This window comes from Cyclonatronum sp. (genome assembly GCF_022565315.1).
Taxonomy (GTDB): domain Bacteria; phylum Bacteroidota; class Rhodothermia; order Balneolales; family Cyclonatronaceae; genus Cyclonatronum.
In genome coordinates this window covers 59,905-78,508 of record NZ_JAIUMX010000005.1, presented here as the reverse complement: position 1 = coordinate 78,508, position 18,604 = coordinate 59,905, and the positions used below count along the sequence as shown (strand labels likewise).

12 protein-coding genes are annotated in these 18,604 nt (G+C 55.5%); 3 read left to right on the top strand and 9 right to left on the bottom strand.

Annotation, left to right across the window (positions count from 1 at the left end):
- Window positions 1-18: 18 nt before the first annotated feature.
- The 5 genes from murI to LAT75_RS02195 all read right to left on the bottom strand — a co-directional run bounded on the left by murI (window position 19) and on the right by LAT75_RS02195 (window position 4,234).
- Window positions 19-837 carry a glutamate racemase gene (murI, locus tag LAT75_RS02215; protein ID WP_291480986.1) on the bottom strand — a complete coding sequence of 273 codons (819 nt, stop codon included), beginning with the start codon at window positions 835-837 and terminating at the stop codon, window positions 19-21.
- Window positions 838-1,006: 169 nt separating this feature from the next.
- Entirely contained in the window at window positions 1,007-2,146 is a 1,140-nt protein-coding gene (locus LAT75_RS02210) for a CoA transferase (RefSeq protein WP_291480985.1), read from the bottom strand.
- Window positions 2,146-2,526, bottom strand: coding sequence for a hypothetical protein (locus LAT75_RS02205; protein WP_291480984.1), 381 nt, complete (start codon window positions 2,524-2,526; stop codon window positions 2,146-2,148). The genes LAT75_RS02210 and LAT75_RS02205 overlap by 1 nt, the downstream gene beginning before the upstream one ends.
- A 72-nt stretch (window positions 2,527-2,598) precedes the next feature.
- A complete protein-coding gene (locus tag LAT75_RS02200; protein ID WP_291480983.1) occupies window positions 2,599-3,036 on the bottom strand; it encodes a DUF1499 domain-containing protein in 438 nt (145 codons plus the stop codon).
- A 40-nt stretch (window positions 3,037-3,076) separates the two neighbouring features.
- Complete coding sequence (locus tag LAT75_RS02195; protein WP_291480982.1) at window positions 3,077-4,234, bottom strand: cysteine desulfurase family protein; 1,158 nt, start codon at window positions 4,232-4,234, stop codon at window positions 3,077-3,079.
- A gap of 222 nt (window positions 4,235-4,456) precedes the next feature.
- On the opposite strand from LAT75_RS02195, the gene LAT75_RS02190 reads away from it, so the two are divergent.
- From LAT75_RS02190 to LAT75_RS02180, 3 genes are all read left to right on the top strand, one after another.
- Window positions 4,457-7,264 carry a S8 family peptidase gene (locus LAT75_RS02190; RefSeq protein WP_291480981.1) on the top strand — a complete coding sequence of 936 codons (2,808 nt, stop codon included), beginning with the start codon at window positions 4,457-4,459 and terminating at the stop codon, window positions 7,262-7,264.
- A 102-nt stretch (window positions 7,265-7,366) separates the two neighbouring features.
- Window positions 7,367-7,969, top strand: coding sequence for a hypothetical protein (locus tag LAT75_RS02185; RefSeq protein WP_291480980.1), 603 nt, complete (start codon window positions 7,367-7,369; stop codon window positions 7,967-7,969).
- Between the two features lie 250 nt (window positions 7,970-8,219).
- On the top strand, window positions 8,220-9,539 hold the full coding sequence (locus LAT75_RS02180; RefSeq protein ID WP_291480979.1) for a GAF domain-containing SpoIIE family protein phosphatase: 1,320 nt from the start codon (window positions 8,220-8,222) through the stop codon (window positions 9,537-9,539).
- A gap of 53 nt (window positions 9,540-9,592) precedes the next feature.
- Here the strand turns inward: LAT75_RS02180 and LAT75_RS02175 are convergent, their stop codons facing one another.
- The 4 genes from LAT75_RS02175 to LAT75_RS02160 form a co-directional block, all read right to left on the bottom strand.
- The gene (locus tag LAT75_RS02175) at window positions 9,593-10,435 is read right to left on the bottom strand and encodes an MBL fold metallo-hydrolase (protein WP_291480978.1); all 843 of its coding nucleotides are present in this window, start codon (window positions 10,433-10,435) and stop codon (window positions 9,593-9,595) included.
- 38 nt (window positions 10,436-10,473) lie between these two features.
- Window positions 10,474-12,711 (bottom strand): adenylate/guanylate cyclase domain-containing protein, encoded by a 2,238-nt coding sequence (locus LAT75_RS02170; protein WP_291480987.1) that lies wholly within the window; start codon window positions 12,709-12,711, stop codon window positions 10,474-10,476.
- Window positions 12,712-12,787: 76 nt separating this feature from the next.
- Window positions 12,788-13,534, bottom strand: coding sequence for a tetratricopeptide repeat protein (locus LAT75_RS02165; RefSeq protein ID WP_291480977.1), 747 nt, complete (start codon window positions 13,532-13,534; stop codon window positions 12,788-12,790).
- Entirely contained in the window at window positions 13,534-18,549 is a 5,016-nt protein-coding gene (locus LAT75_RS02160) for a tetratricopeptide repeat protein (protein ID WP_291480976.1), read from the bottom strand. Before LAT75_RS02160 ends, LAT75_RS02165 begins: the two co-directional genes overlap by 1 nt.
- Between the last annotated feature and the right edge of the window lie 55 nt (window positions 18,550-18,604).

Sequence of the window (18,604 nt, the reverse complement as noted above, 5' to 3'; positions counted from 1 at the left end):
TCTCCTTTGCTTTATTTTCTAAAGCAAAGGAGAGATTTCGATACGGTTGAGTTTTTTCCCCAGGAAGCGCTCTGCCAGAATCTGAAACCGCTGCGGCTTGTCGCTCACGTAGCAGGTGAAGGAGCCGGTTTGCTCATCCGGATTCAGAATGCCGAGTTCTGCGAGCATGGCCTCAGTTTTCGTTGCGATGGATAGCGCTGAGTCAATCACCTTTGTGCCGCTTTCTTTCAGGTAGTCCTCAATTTCCGGTTTAAAAAGCGGATAGTGCGTGCAGCCGAGAATCAGCGCATCAAGGTCTTTGTCGCGAAAATCCTGAAGGTATTCATGCACCGTGAGGCGGCTTATTTCATTAGAGATCCAGCCTTCTTCGGCCAGGGGTACGAGCATTGGGCAGGCCTTTGAGAATACGCGCTTTCCTGCATCAAATCCGAGAATGGCCCGCTCATAGGTTTGGCTGTTGATGGTCGCAAGCGTGCCGATTACACCAATGCTCCGGCTCTTTGCCTCAACTTCGAGGGCGGCCTGCGTGCCGGCATCAACTACATCAAGTACCGGGATGTCGCCGCAACGTGCCCTTACTTCCTCATTCGCCGCTGCCGAAACCGTGTTGCAGGCAATCAGCACGGCTTTCACATTCTGCGACAGCAAGAAATCCGTGATCTGCAGGGCGTATTCCCGAACGGTCGTTATTGATTTTATACCGTAGGGCACCCGCGCTGTATCACCATAATAAACAATGTTTTCGTTGGGGAGTTTTTCTATTACCGCTTTTACAACGGTGAGGCCGCCAATTCCGGAGTCGAATATGCCAATCGGGGCATTTGCTGAAGAAGACATGGTTGAGTTACTCAAAATTACTGCCGCAGCAGTCGTGTAGGTTGGTTGATTTTTTTTGATGATGAAGCCTCACGGCAGCGTCACGTGGTAAAAAACTGCCGCAGGTCTTGCTTGTTTAACCGCAAAAGATAACAGCTGCAGCATCCCATCCCAATTAAAAAGGAAGGATTCAGCTTTTTTCTGAAGGCCGGCCTGCAAACGGATAGCATGGCGGTTCGCTCAGGTTCCGGCTTACGCGCGCGCCGCTGATGCGCCCGGTGAGTTGCGGCAATCCCGTCATTGCGCCGTCTTTGCTTTCGTGCAGGGCAAATTCAGCGCCGTTCCGGTAATCTCCGAGGGCTTCAGATATGCTGCGGATCATGGCCGCCGGCACCCGCGCCTGATGCAGTTCCTGAAGAAATTCCTCTGCTTCGGGTACTGCTGCGAACAGCTCCTGAAGTTTAATCCGAAGTCCGTCGCGGTTCGCAGAGCGGGCGGGGTTGGTGGCATAGTCGGGGGAATCAGGCAGTTCGGGAGCGCCAAGCAGGGTGCAAAGCGACCTGAACTGCGCATCGTTTCCGACCGCGGGCACGATGGCGCGGCCGCAGGCAGTTGTGAAGCTGCCGCCGTAAGGATAAATCTGAGGATGCTCGCTGCCCAGCGGCTGCGGTTCTGCGCCCGCATAAAGCCAGGCTCCGGCCTGATTTACCAGAGAACTCACGGCTGCCTCAAAGAGGGAAACCTCAACTTTGGTGCCTTCGCCGGTCTGCATCCGCTGAATCCAGGCGATGAGCACCAGTTGCTTGAGGTGGTGCGCTGCAAGTACGTCGATCAGGGCAACCGGCATCTTCATCGGGCTGCCGCCCGGCTCGCGGTTCAGGTGCATGAAGCCGGTTTCGGCCTGAAGCAGCGCGTCGTAGGCTGTGCGCGGGTCGCCTTCGCCGTATCCGGTGATGGCGGCGTATATCAACCGCGGATTCTCAGCTCGCAGCACCTCCCAGCTGAGGCCGAGCTTTTCCGCATCCCCCGGCTTAAAACTCACCAAAACGATGTCGGCCCGCCGGATTAATTCCAAAAGCCTGCTTCGGTCGCCTCCATCCTTCGCATTCAGCGCCTCTGTCCGCTTGCCCCAGTTGATGGCGTTAAAATAGCTGCTGCGTCCGCCGGCTGCGGCTTCCCCGCTCACCCGCCAGCTCCGGGTAACGTCGCCCCCGTTGAGCGGGTGCTCAATTTTGATGACCTCGGCGCCCAGCTCAGCCAGGAACATCCCGACAGAAGGCCCGGCCAGCACTGAAGCAATTTCAACAACCAGCGCATCTTTTAAAATCATCAGGCAGCCTCAAAAATATCCTGCCGTTTCCATTTCAGGTAAATCAGATACCCGAGCGTAAGCGGAATCATGGCGAAGATGCCGGCAAACCAGAATTCCGTAAAAAAGAACAGCACAATGCCAAAATTGATAAACAGAAGCCCAATCCAAATAAACCAGCCCGAGCCGAAATCACGCGCATCCTGAGGAGTTTCAGTTTTCTGATACATGAGGTAGATAAATTCAACTGTCAGCACCATAAAAATATGACCGGGCACAAAGAAGAGAGCGGAGTTTGCCAGCTGCAAATGGATAAACAAAATATAAGCTATGATGAGGTACAGCTGCATAAACAGCAAGCTGTTCCAAAGGTTATGCGTGTTGTTGAGGAAGGATTTCATGAATTACCAGATAAATAATTTTAAAAAAGGACCTTAGAAGGAGAAGACCTTTCGGATGCTCGTAGCAGATTATTACTTCCGAAGTTCGGCAGTCAGCAGCCGGAAAAAGCGGTCAACACGCCTTGAGTTTACCCCCAGATCGCTGTAGCCGGTGCGGCTTGCGCTGCGAATGTGAACAAAGGTACCGCCATCCGGCTGCGGGCTCAGGGCAAGGTGCACATCATCCCGAAACCCAAAAACCGCGATGCGGAAAACGGCGTGCAGGCCTCCGGCTTCGGTTTCTTCGATGCTTTCGGCGCCCATATTTTCGAGTGTTTGTCGGGCGGCTTCCAGGATGCGGTCGGCCTCAGCCATTACTTCCAGGGTGCTTCTCACGCAGTTGGGCGATTCCGGGCAGGCTTCAAGCGGATTGTCGGGTCCGGCGGAGGGCACTGTCGCGGTGCCGCAGCCCCAAAAGCTTAGGGCGGCCCCCGTCATCAGGATTACAAAAAAAGCGGGTAACATGCGCATGGTTGGTTGATTTTTTAGGGGGATGTGTTTCCGGGCCTCACTAAGCCGGGAGTTTAATCATGCGGCCGAGGATGCCGGGCAGTTTCTCGAAAAGTTCATCAACGTCAGCTTCGGAATTGAATTTTCCGAGGCTGATGCGGATGGAAGAGAGCGCCAGCCGCTCTTCGTGACCCAGGCCGATAAGTACGTGCGAGGGCAGCACGGTACCGGAGGTACAGGCCGAGCCGTTGGAAACGCAGATGCCGTCGATATCGAGGCTCAGCAGCAGCATCTCACCGTCGGGCGCCTGACCGTCATCCGTGAAGAAGCTGTAGTTGAGGATGTGCGGCACGGCACGGCTGCGGTCGCCGTTAAGGTGCGCAACGCCCGGAAACAGCTGCTGCATGCGCTGCTGAATGCTTTGGCTTAGGGCCGCGATCCGGCACACATTTGCATCCCGCTCGCTGTGCGCCAGGGCGAAGGCTTCGCCAAGCCCCACAATGCCGGGCACGTTCAGGGTGCCGCCGCGGCGACCGCGCTCCTGCGAGCCGCCTTCCATCCAGGGTGTCCAGGGGGTGCCGCCGCGCACGTACAAAAAGCCGGCGCCCTTCGGACCGTGAATTTTGTGCGCACTCACGCTCAGGAAATCGACCGGAACTTCGCGCACGTCCAGCGGCAGCTTGCCGGCGGCCTGCACCCAATCGGTGTGGAAAAGAATGCCGCGGGCGCTGCACAGGGCCGCAATTTCTTCAATCGGGTTGATGCAGCCGGTCTCGTTGTTCACGTGCATCAGGCTCACGAGCGCGGTGTCGGGGGTTAGGGCGGCTTCGACCTGTGCCGCGCTGATCCAGCCTTTGGGCCCGGGATCGAGTACGGTTAGCTGGGCGCCCTCCTGCGCAGCATGCTCCAGCGGGTACAGTACCGCATGATGCTCAACCGATGAGGTAATCACATGCCGCTTTTCTGACGCGGCAAGTGCGCCTTTCAGGGCTGCGTTGTTGCTTTCGGTGCCGCCGCTGGTGAAAATAATTTCGCTTACCTCCGCCCCGAGTATGCGCGCAATTTTTTCGCGGGCTTCCTCAACGGCTACATTGGTTTGGCGGCCCAGCGCATGGATGGACGAAGCGTTGCCGTAATGCGAGCGAAAAAACGGAAGCATGGCATCGAGCACGCGCTCGTCGGTCTGCGTTGTGGCCGCATTGTCAAAATATACCGGCATAAAGTGCTGTTTTTATTGAAATCCTGTTTTTTAGTTTTCTGCCCTAAAGATAAACATTAAATAGCTTGATTCCGCACGGAGCAGGGCATAGGGCGCCCGGCGGGTGTCACACTTCAAAAACCCCAAAACGCTCCTCCATCAATCCGCTGTTTTGATTATCATTTAGACTGAATCGGGGCGCGGCTGCCTCCCCATGAAGAACCTTTCAACTTTTGTCTCATCATGCTGTTTTTGTCTCATAGCTTCCGTTTTGTCTCCCTGTTCGTGATCTTTGCGCTCCTGCCCGCATTTCTGGCAGCGCAGCAGGCAGCCACAAGTCTGGACTGGGTGAGGGGGCTATCCCCCGATGAAAGCGTGCAGCAGCGCGGAGTCGGTTTCCGGGCCGACCTGCATCCGCTGGTGCAGCGGCTGTTGCAACACCCGGAGGAACGTCTTGAGGATGCCCGCCTTCGGCAGCAGACTGCACAGCGCGGGGTTTTTGGGGATGATGAAGCTCCGGGGCTTACCTACGACCTCATCGTGTACACAAGCGGGGCAGGGCCGGGCGACCGGCTCCCGGGGCGCCGGATGCGCGCTGCGGATGGCATCTACGCGCTGCGGCTCACGCACGCTGAGCTGCTCGGGCTTGTGGCTTCCGGCGGCTTCAGCTGGATTGAGCCTGCCGTGATGCACGAGCCAACCGGCAACCGCGCCCGTGCTGAAAGCGGTGCCGACGCCCTGCATCAGGGCCTGTGGAACCAAACCGCCCTCACCGGCGCCGGGGTGATGGCGGCAATCTTCGATACCGGCATCGACATCACCCATCCCGCATTCCGTCACCCGGCCGATTCCCTGCGCTCGCGCATCAAATATGTGTGGGATCAGACCCTCGTGCCGCAGGCCGGCGAGCAATCGCCGCCACCGCCCTTCGATTACGGGGTGCTCTTCAGCCGTGCAGATATCGAAGCTGCCCTCGCTGCCGGTGAAAACATCCGCTCACGGGATACGAACGGGCACGGCTCGCATGTGGCGGGCATCATGGCAGGCGGCGGACCCGACCTGCCGGGTATCGCGCCGGAGGCCGACCTTGTGATCATCAAAGGCGGAAATCAGACCTTCACCGGAGTCAATATCATCAATGCCGTGCAGTATTCGGCAAGTCTGAGCGAGACCTACAGCCGGCCGATCGTCGCTAATTTCAGCATCGGAGGCCTGTTCCATGCCCGGGACGGCACCGAGGCTACCGAGCGCGCCATGGATGAGGTCACCCAAAACCCCGGCGTGATGATGGTAACTGCGGCCGGAAACAACGGTGCCGAGCTGCGCTACTTCGGCGGGCAGGCGGGCACCGACGACATCATCCTGAATATCCCCGCGTACACGCCGCGCCCCGGGCCGTTCAACGACCGCCTGCTGCTCGATATCTGGCTCGATACCGACGCCCCGGCTACGCTGCGGGTCACAACTCCCGCCGGCATCGTTTACGAATGGGAGCCCGGCAGCTTCGACACGGTACCCCTTCCGGATGAGGGAATCATTGAGGGTGAAAATTTTGTACACGCACCCAACGGTCACCGGCGCATGATTTTTTATGTGGGGGATGATGAGCTCCAATATCCGCCCGCAGCCGGCGTCTGGCGCATCAGCATTGAAGGCTACGCCGGGCCGTTTAAATCATGGATGGTGTTTAACAGGGTAGGCAATGAAACGATTTCGCAGCAGGGGGCGAGTACCGATTTTACGATAACGACGCCGGGCACAGGCCGGTCGGTACTCACAACCGGCGGCTATGTGATGCAGAACAACTGGCTCACCCAAAGCGGACTGGTTTTCCAGCGGGAGTCGAATCCGGTGGGCAGCCTGGCCCTTTTTACGGGCGTGGGCCCGACCCGCGACGGGCGGATGAAGCCCGAGCTTGCGGCTTCCGGGCGATTTGTGGCCGCGGCGCGCTCCCGCGACAGCAGTTACTCGGGCAACGCGACACAGCCGGGTGGCGATTACGTGTGGCTGGCGGGCACGAGTATGGCGGCACCGGTTGCGGCGGGGGCCGCGGTGCTGATGCTGCAGGCTTTCCCCGATGCCACGCAGGCGACCATCAAACAGGCGCTGGTGAACGGCGCCCGGACGGATGCATTCACCGGCCCTGTGCCGCACCCGCGCTGGGGCATGGGCAAGCTTGATGTCGTAAGCGCCCTGGCTGCCATGCCCGACGGCAACGCGCTCGAAGAGCTCACGACCCTGCACCTGTGGCATCACGGCACGCTGAATCAGTCCGGCACGGCTTCTCTTCTGCTGGATTCCGGCAACGGGTTTGTTTACCGGCTGCCTCGTATGGCGGGGCTGCTGCACCGGGCTACGATTCATACCGGGGTGCTCAGCTTCCCGCAGGGCAGCGATCCGGCGCTGATTGCTGAGCTGGTGGAGCTGTCATCTGACGGCAGCCGCGTTGTGCGCACCCTTGGCAATGCTGTCCGTGTGCCGCTGGCGGACATCCGCAGTTTCAACGAAGTGCCGCTGGATCTCAGAAACATCGGCATTTTCCTGAACCCCGGCCTTGAAGCAGGCATCCGCATCACCCTTGATACGGACCGGCTGCCGGCTTCCCTGCTCACCGCCGAGCTGCTCAGCCGGAGCTTCGAAAGCGCGGGGCAGCCGCCGACCTACCGGTACTCGCAGAGCGACGGAGGCCTCACGCCCTGGACTTCCGGGCAGATGCTGTTTATGGATGTCGCTGCGACCCGCTTCCCCGATGCCGCAACACAGCCGCCGCCGGGCTATGAGCTGCCTTTCCGGATTGCGCTGGGCAACAACTACCCGAACCCCTTCAACCCGCAGACCGTCATCCCCTATGAAATTGACACGCAAACGCGGGTGCGGCTCACGGTTTATGATGTAACCGGGCGCCGTGTAGCCCTGCTGGTTGACGCTGAACAAAGTGCGGGGCGGCATGAAGCGGTGTTTAGCGGAGCAGGACTTGCATCCGGGGTTTACCTCGTTCGCCTGAGCGCTGCAGGCCGGGTGTTGACCGGAAAAATGCTGCTGCTGAAATAGGAGCTGATTTATCAGCCTCAGGTTTGAAATTGCCTGTATAATTCGGCATTTTAGCCTACTTGTAAAAACACAAACCCTCAACCAATTGAAATAATGAGTTTTATGAAAAGTTCAAACGTCTTAACTGCACTACTTTTGGTGGTATTTATGGTGGCGGCCTGCGGGTCGCCCGAACAGGCCGATTACGACACAACCCCTGAAATGAGTGCACATGATGCTTTTTTTGCGAACCTGCAGGACCTCTGCGGAGAAACCTTTACCGGGCAGTCCACCTATCCGGATAATGAGGACCATGCCCTTGTAGGCACCGTGCTCGTGACCAATGTTTCGGAATGCAACGATCAGTTTGTGCGCATCGAGCTGCTGCGTAATGGTGGCGACTACTGGCATGGTGCCTGGGTTGTTGAGCGCCGCGAAGAAGGCCTGCATCTGTTTCACGATCACCTCGGTGAAGTGCGCACAATGGAAGAGCTCGTGGCAAACGGCGATTCCCACGGCTACGGCGGTTTTGCAAGCGATGCCGGCTCAGCCATTCAGCAGTTTTTTCATGCCGATGACGTAACGGCCGACATGCTGCCCGAAGCCTCAACCAATGTGTGGATGATGGAGCTCGATCTGGAAAATGACCGCTTCATCTATTATCTCGAGCGCCACGAAGCGCCGCGTTTCCGCGCTGAGCTTTTCCGGCTTACCGAAGAAGTTTAAACGACAACAGCTGCCTCAGCTGTGATCAGAAGCCTGCCGGCCGTTTTGCAGATGTGATTTTAGGAAATCAGCTCTGCAGTTCGGTTTTGCAGGCTTTTTTATGTTGAAGTGTTGAATTGCAGACCAAAGTTGTATTAAGGGCTACCCACACAAATTGAGGAGTATTTGAGAGATTAAGTGAGATTTAACGGGTAATTCATTATAATCGGAACCATAACCAAACAATATTGCAGACAGAATACAGACGCCAATGTATATAACTGACGATACCCAACATAACTGTTTAGACTGCGTCACCTTTAAAAGCCTGGTTCGCAAAACGCTGTTTTTTAAGGATATTTCGAATCAGATCATCGAAAAGAAACCGCTGCCTGAACTTCTGAGAAGCATCATTGATACCAGCAAAAAACTACTCGATTCAGAGGCTTCCTCCCTGCTTCTTTTTGACGATGAGACCTGCAAACTCACTTTCTATGTAGCCGAAGGGGAGAAGGGCACCCTCATCAAATCGAGAGAAGTGCGGATGGGTGAAGGCATAGCGGGATGGGTTGCGGCTAACAAAAAAACAGTGCGCATCGATGACTGCTACGCCGATGCGCGTTTCAATTCCGCATTTGATCAGAGCACCGGTTTTGTGACGCGCAACATGCTGTGTGCGCCCATGGTGCGGAAGGGCGAACTGATCGGGGTTATTCAGGTGATGAACAAATCGAACGACGGCAGCTTCGATACGCAGGATGAGCTTTTCTTCTCAGCCCTTGCGGGGCAGTGCGCCATCGCCATTGAAAACTACCGGCTGGGTCAGTTCGAGGTCGAGGCTGAGCAGATGCGCACCGAGCTGGAAACGGCCCGCTCAATTCAGCGGAAGATTTTGCCCGGCACCCTGCCGGAGCTGCGCGGCTTTACCGTGAAAACGCTGCTGCGGCCTGCCAAACACCTGGGCGGCGACTACTACAACCTGATCCGCATCAGCGATACGCAGGCCCTGTTTTTTATTACCGACGTAACCGGCAAGAGCATCTCCGCCGCGCTCATTGTTTCCTCGGTGTACTCGTTCACGCACAGCTACCTCATCATTCACAAAAAAACCTTCAGCCTGAAGCATTTTGTGGAGTCGCTGAACGCCTTCCTGATTGAATCCACAACGCCGGATAAATTTGTGACGGGCTGGTTTTGTCTGTTGGATGAAGAACAACGAAGCCTGATCAGCATCTCTGCCGGGCACGACCCGGTTTTTTTATTCAGGAAGGATGCGGAACCCAAACCCGCGCTCACGCTCGAAAAAGGCGGCCTGATGCTTGGGGTGATGGAGCTTCCGTACGAATCAGAGGAAGTGAGCCTGCAGCCGGGTGATGTGATTGTGGCTTTCACCGACGGCATCACAGAAGCGATGAACCCCGAAATGGAAGAATACACTGCCGAGCGGATGCTGCTGCGCCTCACCGGAGGCTTCACCGCAGGCGGCGGGGCCGGGCAAATGCTGAGCGACTTACTGACCGACGTTGACCTGCACCGCGGGCAGGCCGACCAGAGCGACGACATCACCCTGGGTTTGCTTGAGGTGCACTGAGGCCTGTTTCAGATCGGGGTGAAACAGCCCCGGTTTTATTCAGAAGCCGGTAATCAGCTGTTAAGCTCTACCGTCTGCCCCTCCCGGGCGAAGAGTGCGACCGGCGGACGGCGGGTCATCATGCTGAGGGCCTGCTGCCGCTGATCAAGATCGGCATCGGTCGATTCAGGCGCGTGATGCGTGAGGTAGAGCTGATTTACACCGGCTTCATAGGCAAGTTCGGCTATATCTTCCCACGCAGAGTGCCCCCAGCCGCGTTTTTTCTCATAACTGAGCCGCGACTCATGGCTGTCGTGAATCACGAGATCACATCCTTCAAAAAAATCAAACATGCTGCTGCGCATGGCCTTATCGTCCGGAATGAACTCATTGTCCGGGCAGTACACGATGTCGGTATCTCCAATCCTTATTTTGTACATGAAAGTGTTGCCGGGGTGGTTCGCTTTCAGCGAAGTGACGCTGTAACCTTCCGGATACGCTGTAGTGCCCGGCTGCTGGGTTTCATAGCTGATTTTTGCGTTGAAGGCATCCGTACTGACCGGAAAAAAGGCGGGTGCCATCAGCATTTTGAGAACCTGCTCGCAGTTTTGGCCGGCCTGTTCCGGCATGTGGATGCTGAACTGATGCTGCGGCTGATACAGCGGTTTGAAAAACGGAATGCCCTGAATATGGTCGCTGTGGGCATGGGTGATGAGGATGCGGCCTTCAATGGCTTCAGAGCGGGAAACCAGCCGGTTGCCGGCTTCAACGATACCGGTGCCGGCATCCAAAAAAAGATGGTGCGGAGAATTACCGAAGCGAATCAGCACACCTGATGTGTTTCCGCCGTAGGCCAGCGTTTGCCGGCCGGGAGTGGGAACAGACCCCCTCACGCCCAGAAATTCGATTCGGATCATGCGCTGCCGGTGCTCCTTGATAGGGTTCTGTGTTTCATTTATTTGGATTTCAGGTTAAAAACGCCGTCCCAGTCGCTGCCCGGCGGCTCTTTTTGGAGTTGCGCGCAGCGGCGGAGCATCAGCGCCGAGGGATTCAGTTCCGGGCTTTTTTCCAGCTCAAGCGCCTGCTCAAAACAGCTCACGGCCGTTTCCCAACTTTGTTGCAGATAAGCTTCAAAGCCCTTTTCGTAGGCTTCGATGCAGCTTAGCTGCTGTTTGGTGACCTTAGCGCGAAGCCCGGCAAGTTCGTAAAGCTCCACTGCGGTGCTTCGGCCCACTACGGTCACGCGGTCGAGCCGGCGGAATACGCAGTCATCACCTGCCTTGATGGCGGCGTCGCGGGTGCTCTCGGAAACCAGCGCGCTGATGCCGTACTGCTTGGCGGCGCTCTCACAGCGGGCAGCAAGGTTCACGGTGTCGCCCATCATGGTGTAGTTGAAGCGTTTGGAAGAGCCCATGTTACCGGTTACCGCCATGCCCGAATTGATGCCGATGCGGGTGCGCAGTTTCAGGATTTCCGGCGGCCAGCCCCGCTTGGTTTCCTGCCACTTTAGCCGGAGGTCCGATTCGGCCTGCATCATGCGGCAGGCGGCGATGCAGGAGCGCAGCGCGTGATCTTCAACCTTGAGCGGTGCGCCGAAAAAGGCCACAATTGCATCCCCGATATACTTATCGAGGGTGCCGCGCTCTTCGGTGATGATGGAGGTCATGGCGTCCAGGTATTCGTTCATCAGCTCAACGAGCTGAGGCGCCGAGAGCTTTTCCGAAATCCGGGAGAAGGCTTCAATATCGCTGAAGAAAGCCGAAATCTCATTCTCCGAACCACCCAGCTGCGGGTCGCGCCCGGTCTCGATGAGCTCATCCACAATCTGAGGCGAAACGTAGGAGGAAAACGCCAGCTTGAGCTGCCGCTTTTCGCGGCCTTCGGTCGCGTTGCGGTACACCAGCGAAAGGGTGAAGGAGCTGATGGTGAGGGTCACAACGGTTGAAAGGGGCAGCAGGATTTTTAGCTCAGGCACAATCATCAGCACATAGCCAAAAAACTGAAGCACAATGAGCAGGAATACTGCGATGAGCGCCTGCCATTGGGGCAGAAACAGAAACAGGGCTGTGCTAAAGAGGACAAAGCCGGCGAGCAGCCACATGAGTCCGGTATCGTCTATACGCCGTAGCCAGCTTTCGTTGAGCAGGTTGTACAGGGCCGTTGCGTGCACCTCAACCCCGGGCATAACCTGATTGACCGGGGTGTTTTTAAGGTCTTCGAGGCCGGCGGCGCTGCTTCCTATAAATACAATTTTGTCGTTGAAGAACTCTTTGGGTACCTGTCCGCTCCACACATTGTAAAATGAGATGCAGCGGAAATCTTCTCCGGAACCCAGCCAGTTTATACTGAACTCGGCACGTGGGTTTACCGGGATTCTTATATCCGGCCCGAGGTAAATACCTGTGTTTGATGTACGGACATCTTCGTCATTTAGCCCCAGAAAATTGAGTGCTGCAGGCAGTATGAAAGACGGGATAAGGCGGATATGATCACTGGTACTTTCACCCGTAAGAAACGGACTTTGCTGTAGCAGGGTGTACGAACGTACCGTGCCGTCAGGGTCGGGGTTCACTTTCAGCAGTCCCATTGCCCGGGCATTTTCAGCAAAGGCGAGGGATGGCAGCACGGGTACGCTGCGCTGATAGTAGCCGAAGGCAGACCGGCGGTTTCCACTGATACGGGGCAGCAGCTGCTCGGCGCGAAGTGCATATTCCCGCTCGTCATCCGTGAAGTCGGCAGATTTATCGAACATGCCGAGGATCACGTTTCCGGCCTGCTGAATGGCTTCGGCCAGGATGTGATCGGTGCTCATGGCGCTCACGATATCTGCGGCCTGCCCGAAGCCGCGGTCGGTGAGCAGCTGCACGTATGCGCCCGGCAGGGTGTCGGCTTCGGTGTAGAGGGCGTCAATCAGCATCACTTTGGGGGTCCCGGCGCTGATGTTCCGGATCACCTGTGCATCATACATGCGCGGCCACAGCTGCACGCGGCCCAGCTGAGATATGGAATAGTCGTCGATGTCGATAATTACGAAATCCCGTGTTGAAACGCGTTTGTCCTGCCCGGTAAAGGTGCGGATTTGCAGGGCCAGGTCATCAACGGCCAGGTCAATGGCGGTAAGCGGGGAGCGGGTGAGGTTGTGGTTCACCCATGAAAAAGCCTGTGTGATAAACAGCGACAGAATGCAGATCATCACGAAACTGAGCAGTTTCCAGCCAGGTTTTCCTGTTGGCAGACGAAAATTGACCCCTGATATCATTACAGAAGGCTCACAGTTGCTGCAGCACTTCGCGGGCTTCAGCTGAGATAGCTTCCCCCGGGAACAGTGTTACGATGCGGTTGAAGGTTTCCCGTGCCTGAGGGATGTTGTTGAGTTCAATAAAACAGTGCCCCATCATGAACAGGGCTTCCCGCATAAAAGGGCTGCGCGGCTGCTGTTCGGTAAACAGGCTTAGCTTTGCAAGCGCCTGCCGGTATTCACCGCTGTCGTAGAGTTCAAAAATATCGGCGATGTCAACCTGAGGGTCTTCATACCAGTAGAGTTCGCCAGGGCTGGGCTTTCGTTCAACTTCTGCCCGGTCGCGACGAATACCTCCCTCGGCTTGTCGCGAATCAGCTATTTCCCCCCTGAACATAGACCTGAATCGGCTGAAGACTCCTTCAGTTTGCCGTGAGGATGATTGCTGAAAAGCCACATAAAGGGCTTCGAGGCTGTGCATTTCATTGCTTCCGATAACGGTGGTGTCGCCGGTTCGCCATTCGATTTCAGCCTGTGATGCAGGGCCGGTTTGTATCCGGCGGCTTGCTGTTAGCGGCAGGTTGATGGTGGCAGGCCGCCATTCATCATCCACAAAAATCATCACCCTACCCTGAAAAAAACTGAGGGTGCCGATTACTTCAGTTTGTACCTGCGTGCCTCCGGGGGGCGGTTGCTGTGCTTTTGCCGGACAGCTGACAGCCAGCATTATGCTGCATGTGACCCAAAAGAGCTGATTGAGGTTCAGTGTTGTTTTCATCAGAATAGCTCGTTAAAAATGAAGTCGTAACGGGTGCGTACATCTTGATCGATACGCAGGGCCTGCCGCATGGCGTCGCGTGAGGGCTCGGTCTGACCCGCCTGTAACAAGGCCCGTGCCAGGTTTACATAAACGTTGGCGTTGTTGCTGTTTGCTTCAGCGCTTTTGCGGTAATGTTCCGCTGCTTTAATGAAGTTGCGCGCTTCGAAGTACAGATTACCCAGGTTATTGTTGATTTGGGGGCTTGCCGGAAAAATTTCAAGTCCGCGCTCAAAAACTTCCCGGGCTTTTTCAGTATCGCCGGTTTTGGCCAGCAGCACCCCCAGCTGATTTACCAAAAACAGGTTTTCAGGTTCTGCAATCAGGCGCTGTTCAATGCTTTGAATCATTCCGGCATTGAAATTATTGAATACCTGTTGCAGGGTGAAGTTGTAGTCGGCAATAAGGTTATCGCTAAAAACCAGCGGTGACCTGAAGTCAGCCGGTACAAATTCGGATGGTGCATATACCCGGTGTGCCTGATCAATCGGTACGATTTGCGGCATGTTGCCTGCTTCGCGCTCTTGTTGCCACCTTAGGGCGGCGTTTTCCCATGCCTGCATGAAACTGCCGCGCCCAAGCAGGGTTGTTTCGATAGGAAGGAAGAGTCTGTTTTCGTATGTGATGAAGCGGTTTGCATCAAGGCCCATAAAGTTTAGGTCGTCGGGTGTGAGGCCGGTATCGAATGCCATAAACACGTGCCCGGGCACATCAATATAAGCCGTTCGTATGCCCTGCGCTTCAAACAGGCTGCAAAACAGTACCACGAAATCGTCGCATTCACCACTGCGGAGTGTTAGGGTTTCGGCCGGAAACTGAATATCATCAAGTACACCGCTTGTTAAAATGGTTTCGATATTCGGGTCGCGCTGATACACGAAGCCGCTGTTATTGAGGGTGCTGTAGAGCCGGGCTCCGATTGCAATGGCTTCCGGCAAATTACGGTCAGAAAAAGGCTCGAGATTAGAGTTTATTTCTGATACAAACTGCCTGATGGTTTCACTGCCGGGCGAGATGAAAGCTGCCAGGCTGCGCTTGTCGCGCCAGCTGATGGCACTGCGGCGATGTATGGTAACATTTGCGTTGCTCACATCGGTTAGGGCTTCGCCACGGTGGTTGTAAATCAGGTTGAGGGTGAGCTGCGCGTTGGTGTCGGAATCGTTGCTCATGATGTCGCTCGTGAAAGCCATGAACAGCGGAACGGTGGTATTGCTTCGGGGCGACATCACCGGCAGGTCGATGAAGTAGCTTTCGGCAGCAAAGCGGCTGAAAGAAACCTCAAGCCGGGCATTGGTAATTACCGATGCCGTATTGTTTTCAATTACAAGCTGCCCAATCGACTGTGCCTCGGTGTAATTTCGGTAAACAGACGGGAAAACAGGGTTTACCTGCACACTCAGGATGCGTGCCGGCGGCTGATTGGTTGCATATTCATCGCTGTTTTGCCGGGCCTGATTGAAGGCGTTGCGGTAGGTTTCATTTTGGGAATCAATGGAAAGGGCACGCGAAAACGCATTTTCTGCCTGATACACGAGTCCGGTATTGACATACACATTACCCAGCTCGAACCAGTATTTCGCGTTCGAAGGGGTTAGTTCAACCAGGCTTCGCAGGGCCTGAGTAGCGGTGTCGTAGTTGCGGATGCGGGTTGCAGCAAGGCCCTGCTCAAACAGATAGGTTTCGAGCTCGGCTCTGATTTCCGTCTGTGCGGGCTGCGGCAGCTGACGCTGACGTGCCGCTGCCAGGCGGGCCTGTGTTTCGGCTACGCTGAGTTCAAAATACCCCAGGGCTTCGGTGTATTTGCCATCCATATAAAAAGCCCGTGCAAGTTCACCGTAAAACCAGTTAACAGCAGGGTTAATCCGGATGGCTTGCTCCAGCTGGAAAGAAGCTTCAGCGTAGTTACCCAGGGCAAGCTCCGTACGCCCGAGTAATCCCTGATAGATGGCTTCATCGGGGTTACGCAGCAGCAACTCCCGGTAGATTCCCTGTGCTTCTGCATAGCGCTGATCACTATAGAATGCATTTGCGAGCATCAGCTGTACCTGCGCGTTATTCTGATCAAGCTGAAGCAGTTCGGTGAAGTTGAAAACGGCGCGGTTATACTCGCCGGCTGCTATCATAGCAGCGCCGCCATGATAGCGGTAGTCCCGCTCAAAGCGCCGGTCGAGGCCGGGAATCTGATCGGTGAGTTCCTGTTCAGTAATTTCAATTGCCTGCTCATACCGCCCCTGATTGTTCAGGATTCTGATCTGAAGAATGCGGCTTTCGTTGTATAAGTCATTCACGAGCCGGATTTTATCGAGTGCTTCATCTATCGCGGCCTGTGCGCGGTTCAGGCGAAGGCTTGTGAGATGATATGGCGCGTTGGTTCGCTCAAGCAGCTCATAATAGGCCAGCTGAGCAGCGGCCATCCCGGTTAGCGCCCATTCGGGCCGTTCGGCCCAGTCGAGCATGCGGTTATATAAATCGATGCTCTGCAGGATTCGCTGCTCAACGCCGGTGCGGGCCATATTACCGGCAACCTGACCGATGGTGCGGCTTACTTCATCTACTACAGAAGGGCTTGTGATGCCCGTGAGGTTGTCGGTGCTTTCAATCAGCACGTCGTATGCCCCCCGGCGGCCGAGCGTGTTATACAGGGTGATGAGCACTTCGCTGATGTTCCGGGTTAGGGGGTCGCGATCATCAAGCAGGGCCGCAGCATTGCGCAGTATCAGGGTTGTGAGGTAAGCTTCACCACGGTTGGTTAGGGTTTGCCCCCAGCGGATGTATTCACGGGCAATGTGATTAACCAGCTCCGGCTGCGGGTTGAGGTAGTAAGCCGGAGCACGGGAGTACTGCTCAAGGGCATGCACAAAAAGCTCCTGCGAAGCAAGGTACCGGCCATACCCGATGTAATCGCTGAAGGGTTCACTTGGCTCGCTCAGGTTTCCGGCGCTTGCCCCCAGAATACGGTAATTCAGCAGCTGATTGCGCTGCCCGTCGTACCGTACCTGTATGGTTTGGTTATCAGAACTGATGATTTCAACAGCTCCGGTTTCCGGGTTTTCAACGGCAAGACTGAAGCTGCTCGTTACACCATCAAAACCTGCTTTTGGGCTTATGTGCAGGAAGCCTTCTCCATCAACCGAAAAAGCAAACAGCTCAAGGTCCGGTTTGGGCGGTCGTATCGTAATACCAATTGATTTAATCTGCCTGCCCCGGTCGTTGCTGATATGTGCCGTAAGCTGATAGGGGTTGAGCGCCACGCTTCCGGTACGGCTGAAAGAAAGCTCGTCGCTGCCTTCCCTGCCAAACTTAAACAACAGTTTGGGCGCATTAATTACCTGTATGCTCGGTTCCCATTCGAACAGATAGTATTGGAGGGTCTCACTGTTAAAAAGGTGAAGCTGATCAGACTGATCTATATCAAACCATACAATACCGGCATTACCCCTTGCAGGATTGTAGCCCTTTACAGTGAGCGGCTGCGGATCGGTGAGCATACCGGCGGCATTAAGTCGGTAAATTTCATTGTCGCTGCTGTCGAGCAGGTAAATGTTATCTCTGCTGTCTGTACGAATGAAAGAAATGGAGCGGTAATTGAACTGCCGCAGTGAAATGGTATCGCCAAGGTACTCGCCGTTTCGGGCCCAGCTGTGCAGCCGGTCGTGTGAAGCATCCGCAACGATGATGGTGCCATCGCTTTTTACAGCAAGTGCTTCGGGACTTTGAAGAGGGTTTGGAATATCCCTGCCAAGGCTAAGCTCGAGCACACCCTGACTGTTGAAAACATTAATTTCGTTAGATCGCCGGTGTTGATCGAGCACATAAACCCGGCTTTGGCTGTCGGTAGCAAGCCTGTGTGCCCGCTGTGCCGGCAGCCGGAAAAGCTGCTCGCCGGAATCGAGATCAAGTGCTACAACAATACTCTGATCGCCGTCAGGGATAAAATACATCACCCCGTTAGGAGCAAATACAGCGTCATGGAAGCGAGGGAGGGAGGTAGAAACCAGTTCAAGCTGAATTTTTTCGGTCCGGGAGAAATCGGCAGCCGGAAATGCATAAACGTATTCCTGTATGTTTGATGCCCCGCTATCTATAACCAAAAGACTGTTCGGGTTAACACCTGTTGTGCGCAGCAGAGAGGGATCCCGGAATATGCCCGGTGAGCTTGCCCGCGCGCTTCGGCCTGTACGCTGCAGAAACTCTCCGTCTGAATTGAAAGTGCTGAATGTGCCGGAATCTTTATCGAGAATACTGAAGTGTCCGTTACGAAATACGGTGAGTGAACCGGCATTCTGAAGCTGACTGCCGGCACTTCCCAACTCGTTGAAGCTTCGCAGATGCTGACCGGAATCCGAGAAGATGTGGAGCCTCGCCGGGTTGCTCTCAAGTACGTACAGCTGATTTGCACCATTTATTCCCAATCCGGCAACATTTTCAAAAAGCCTTGGCTGACCTCTTTCCGGGCCGCCGATCCAGTTAATAAAACGCCCTTTATAATCGAAAATATCAACCCTGCCGGCGCGTTCGTCGAGCACATAAAGGTAGTTATCGGCGTCAACTGCGATATCTGAAATACGGCTGAACTGACCCGGCATCCTGCCCGATTCGCCGGCTTTATGAATGTACTGCAGGTTTTCGAGCACATAAATTTCGTTGTTTCGGTCGTCTGCGATGTAAAGCCGGTTATCCGGACCGGCTTCAATCCGTACCGGGCCTCGCAGCTGCACGGTGCCGGCCGGCCCTACAAAAGCATTAACAACTTCAATCAGCTCACCGGCAGAATTGAGCATAATTACGGTTCCGTTGCGGCTGTCAAGCAGGTAGTAATTGCCTGCAGCATCCCTTACAGCATCGGAAAGGTTTCGGATAGAAGCCTCACTTGCGTCGGCAGGGTTTGGCAGGGTTTGGACATACTGCTGTGCCGCTGCAACGGGGCACAGTACAGCTATGGCTGTTAAGGTGATAAGTAAGCGCAGGTTTTTCATACGGCTCATTAATTATTTCGTGCTTGGTATCAGCCGGTTCGGATGAAAGCTAATG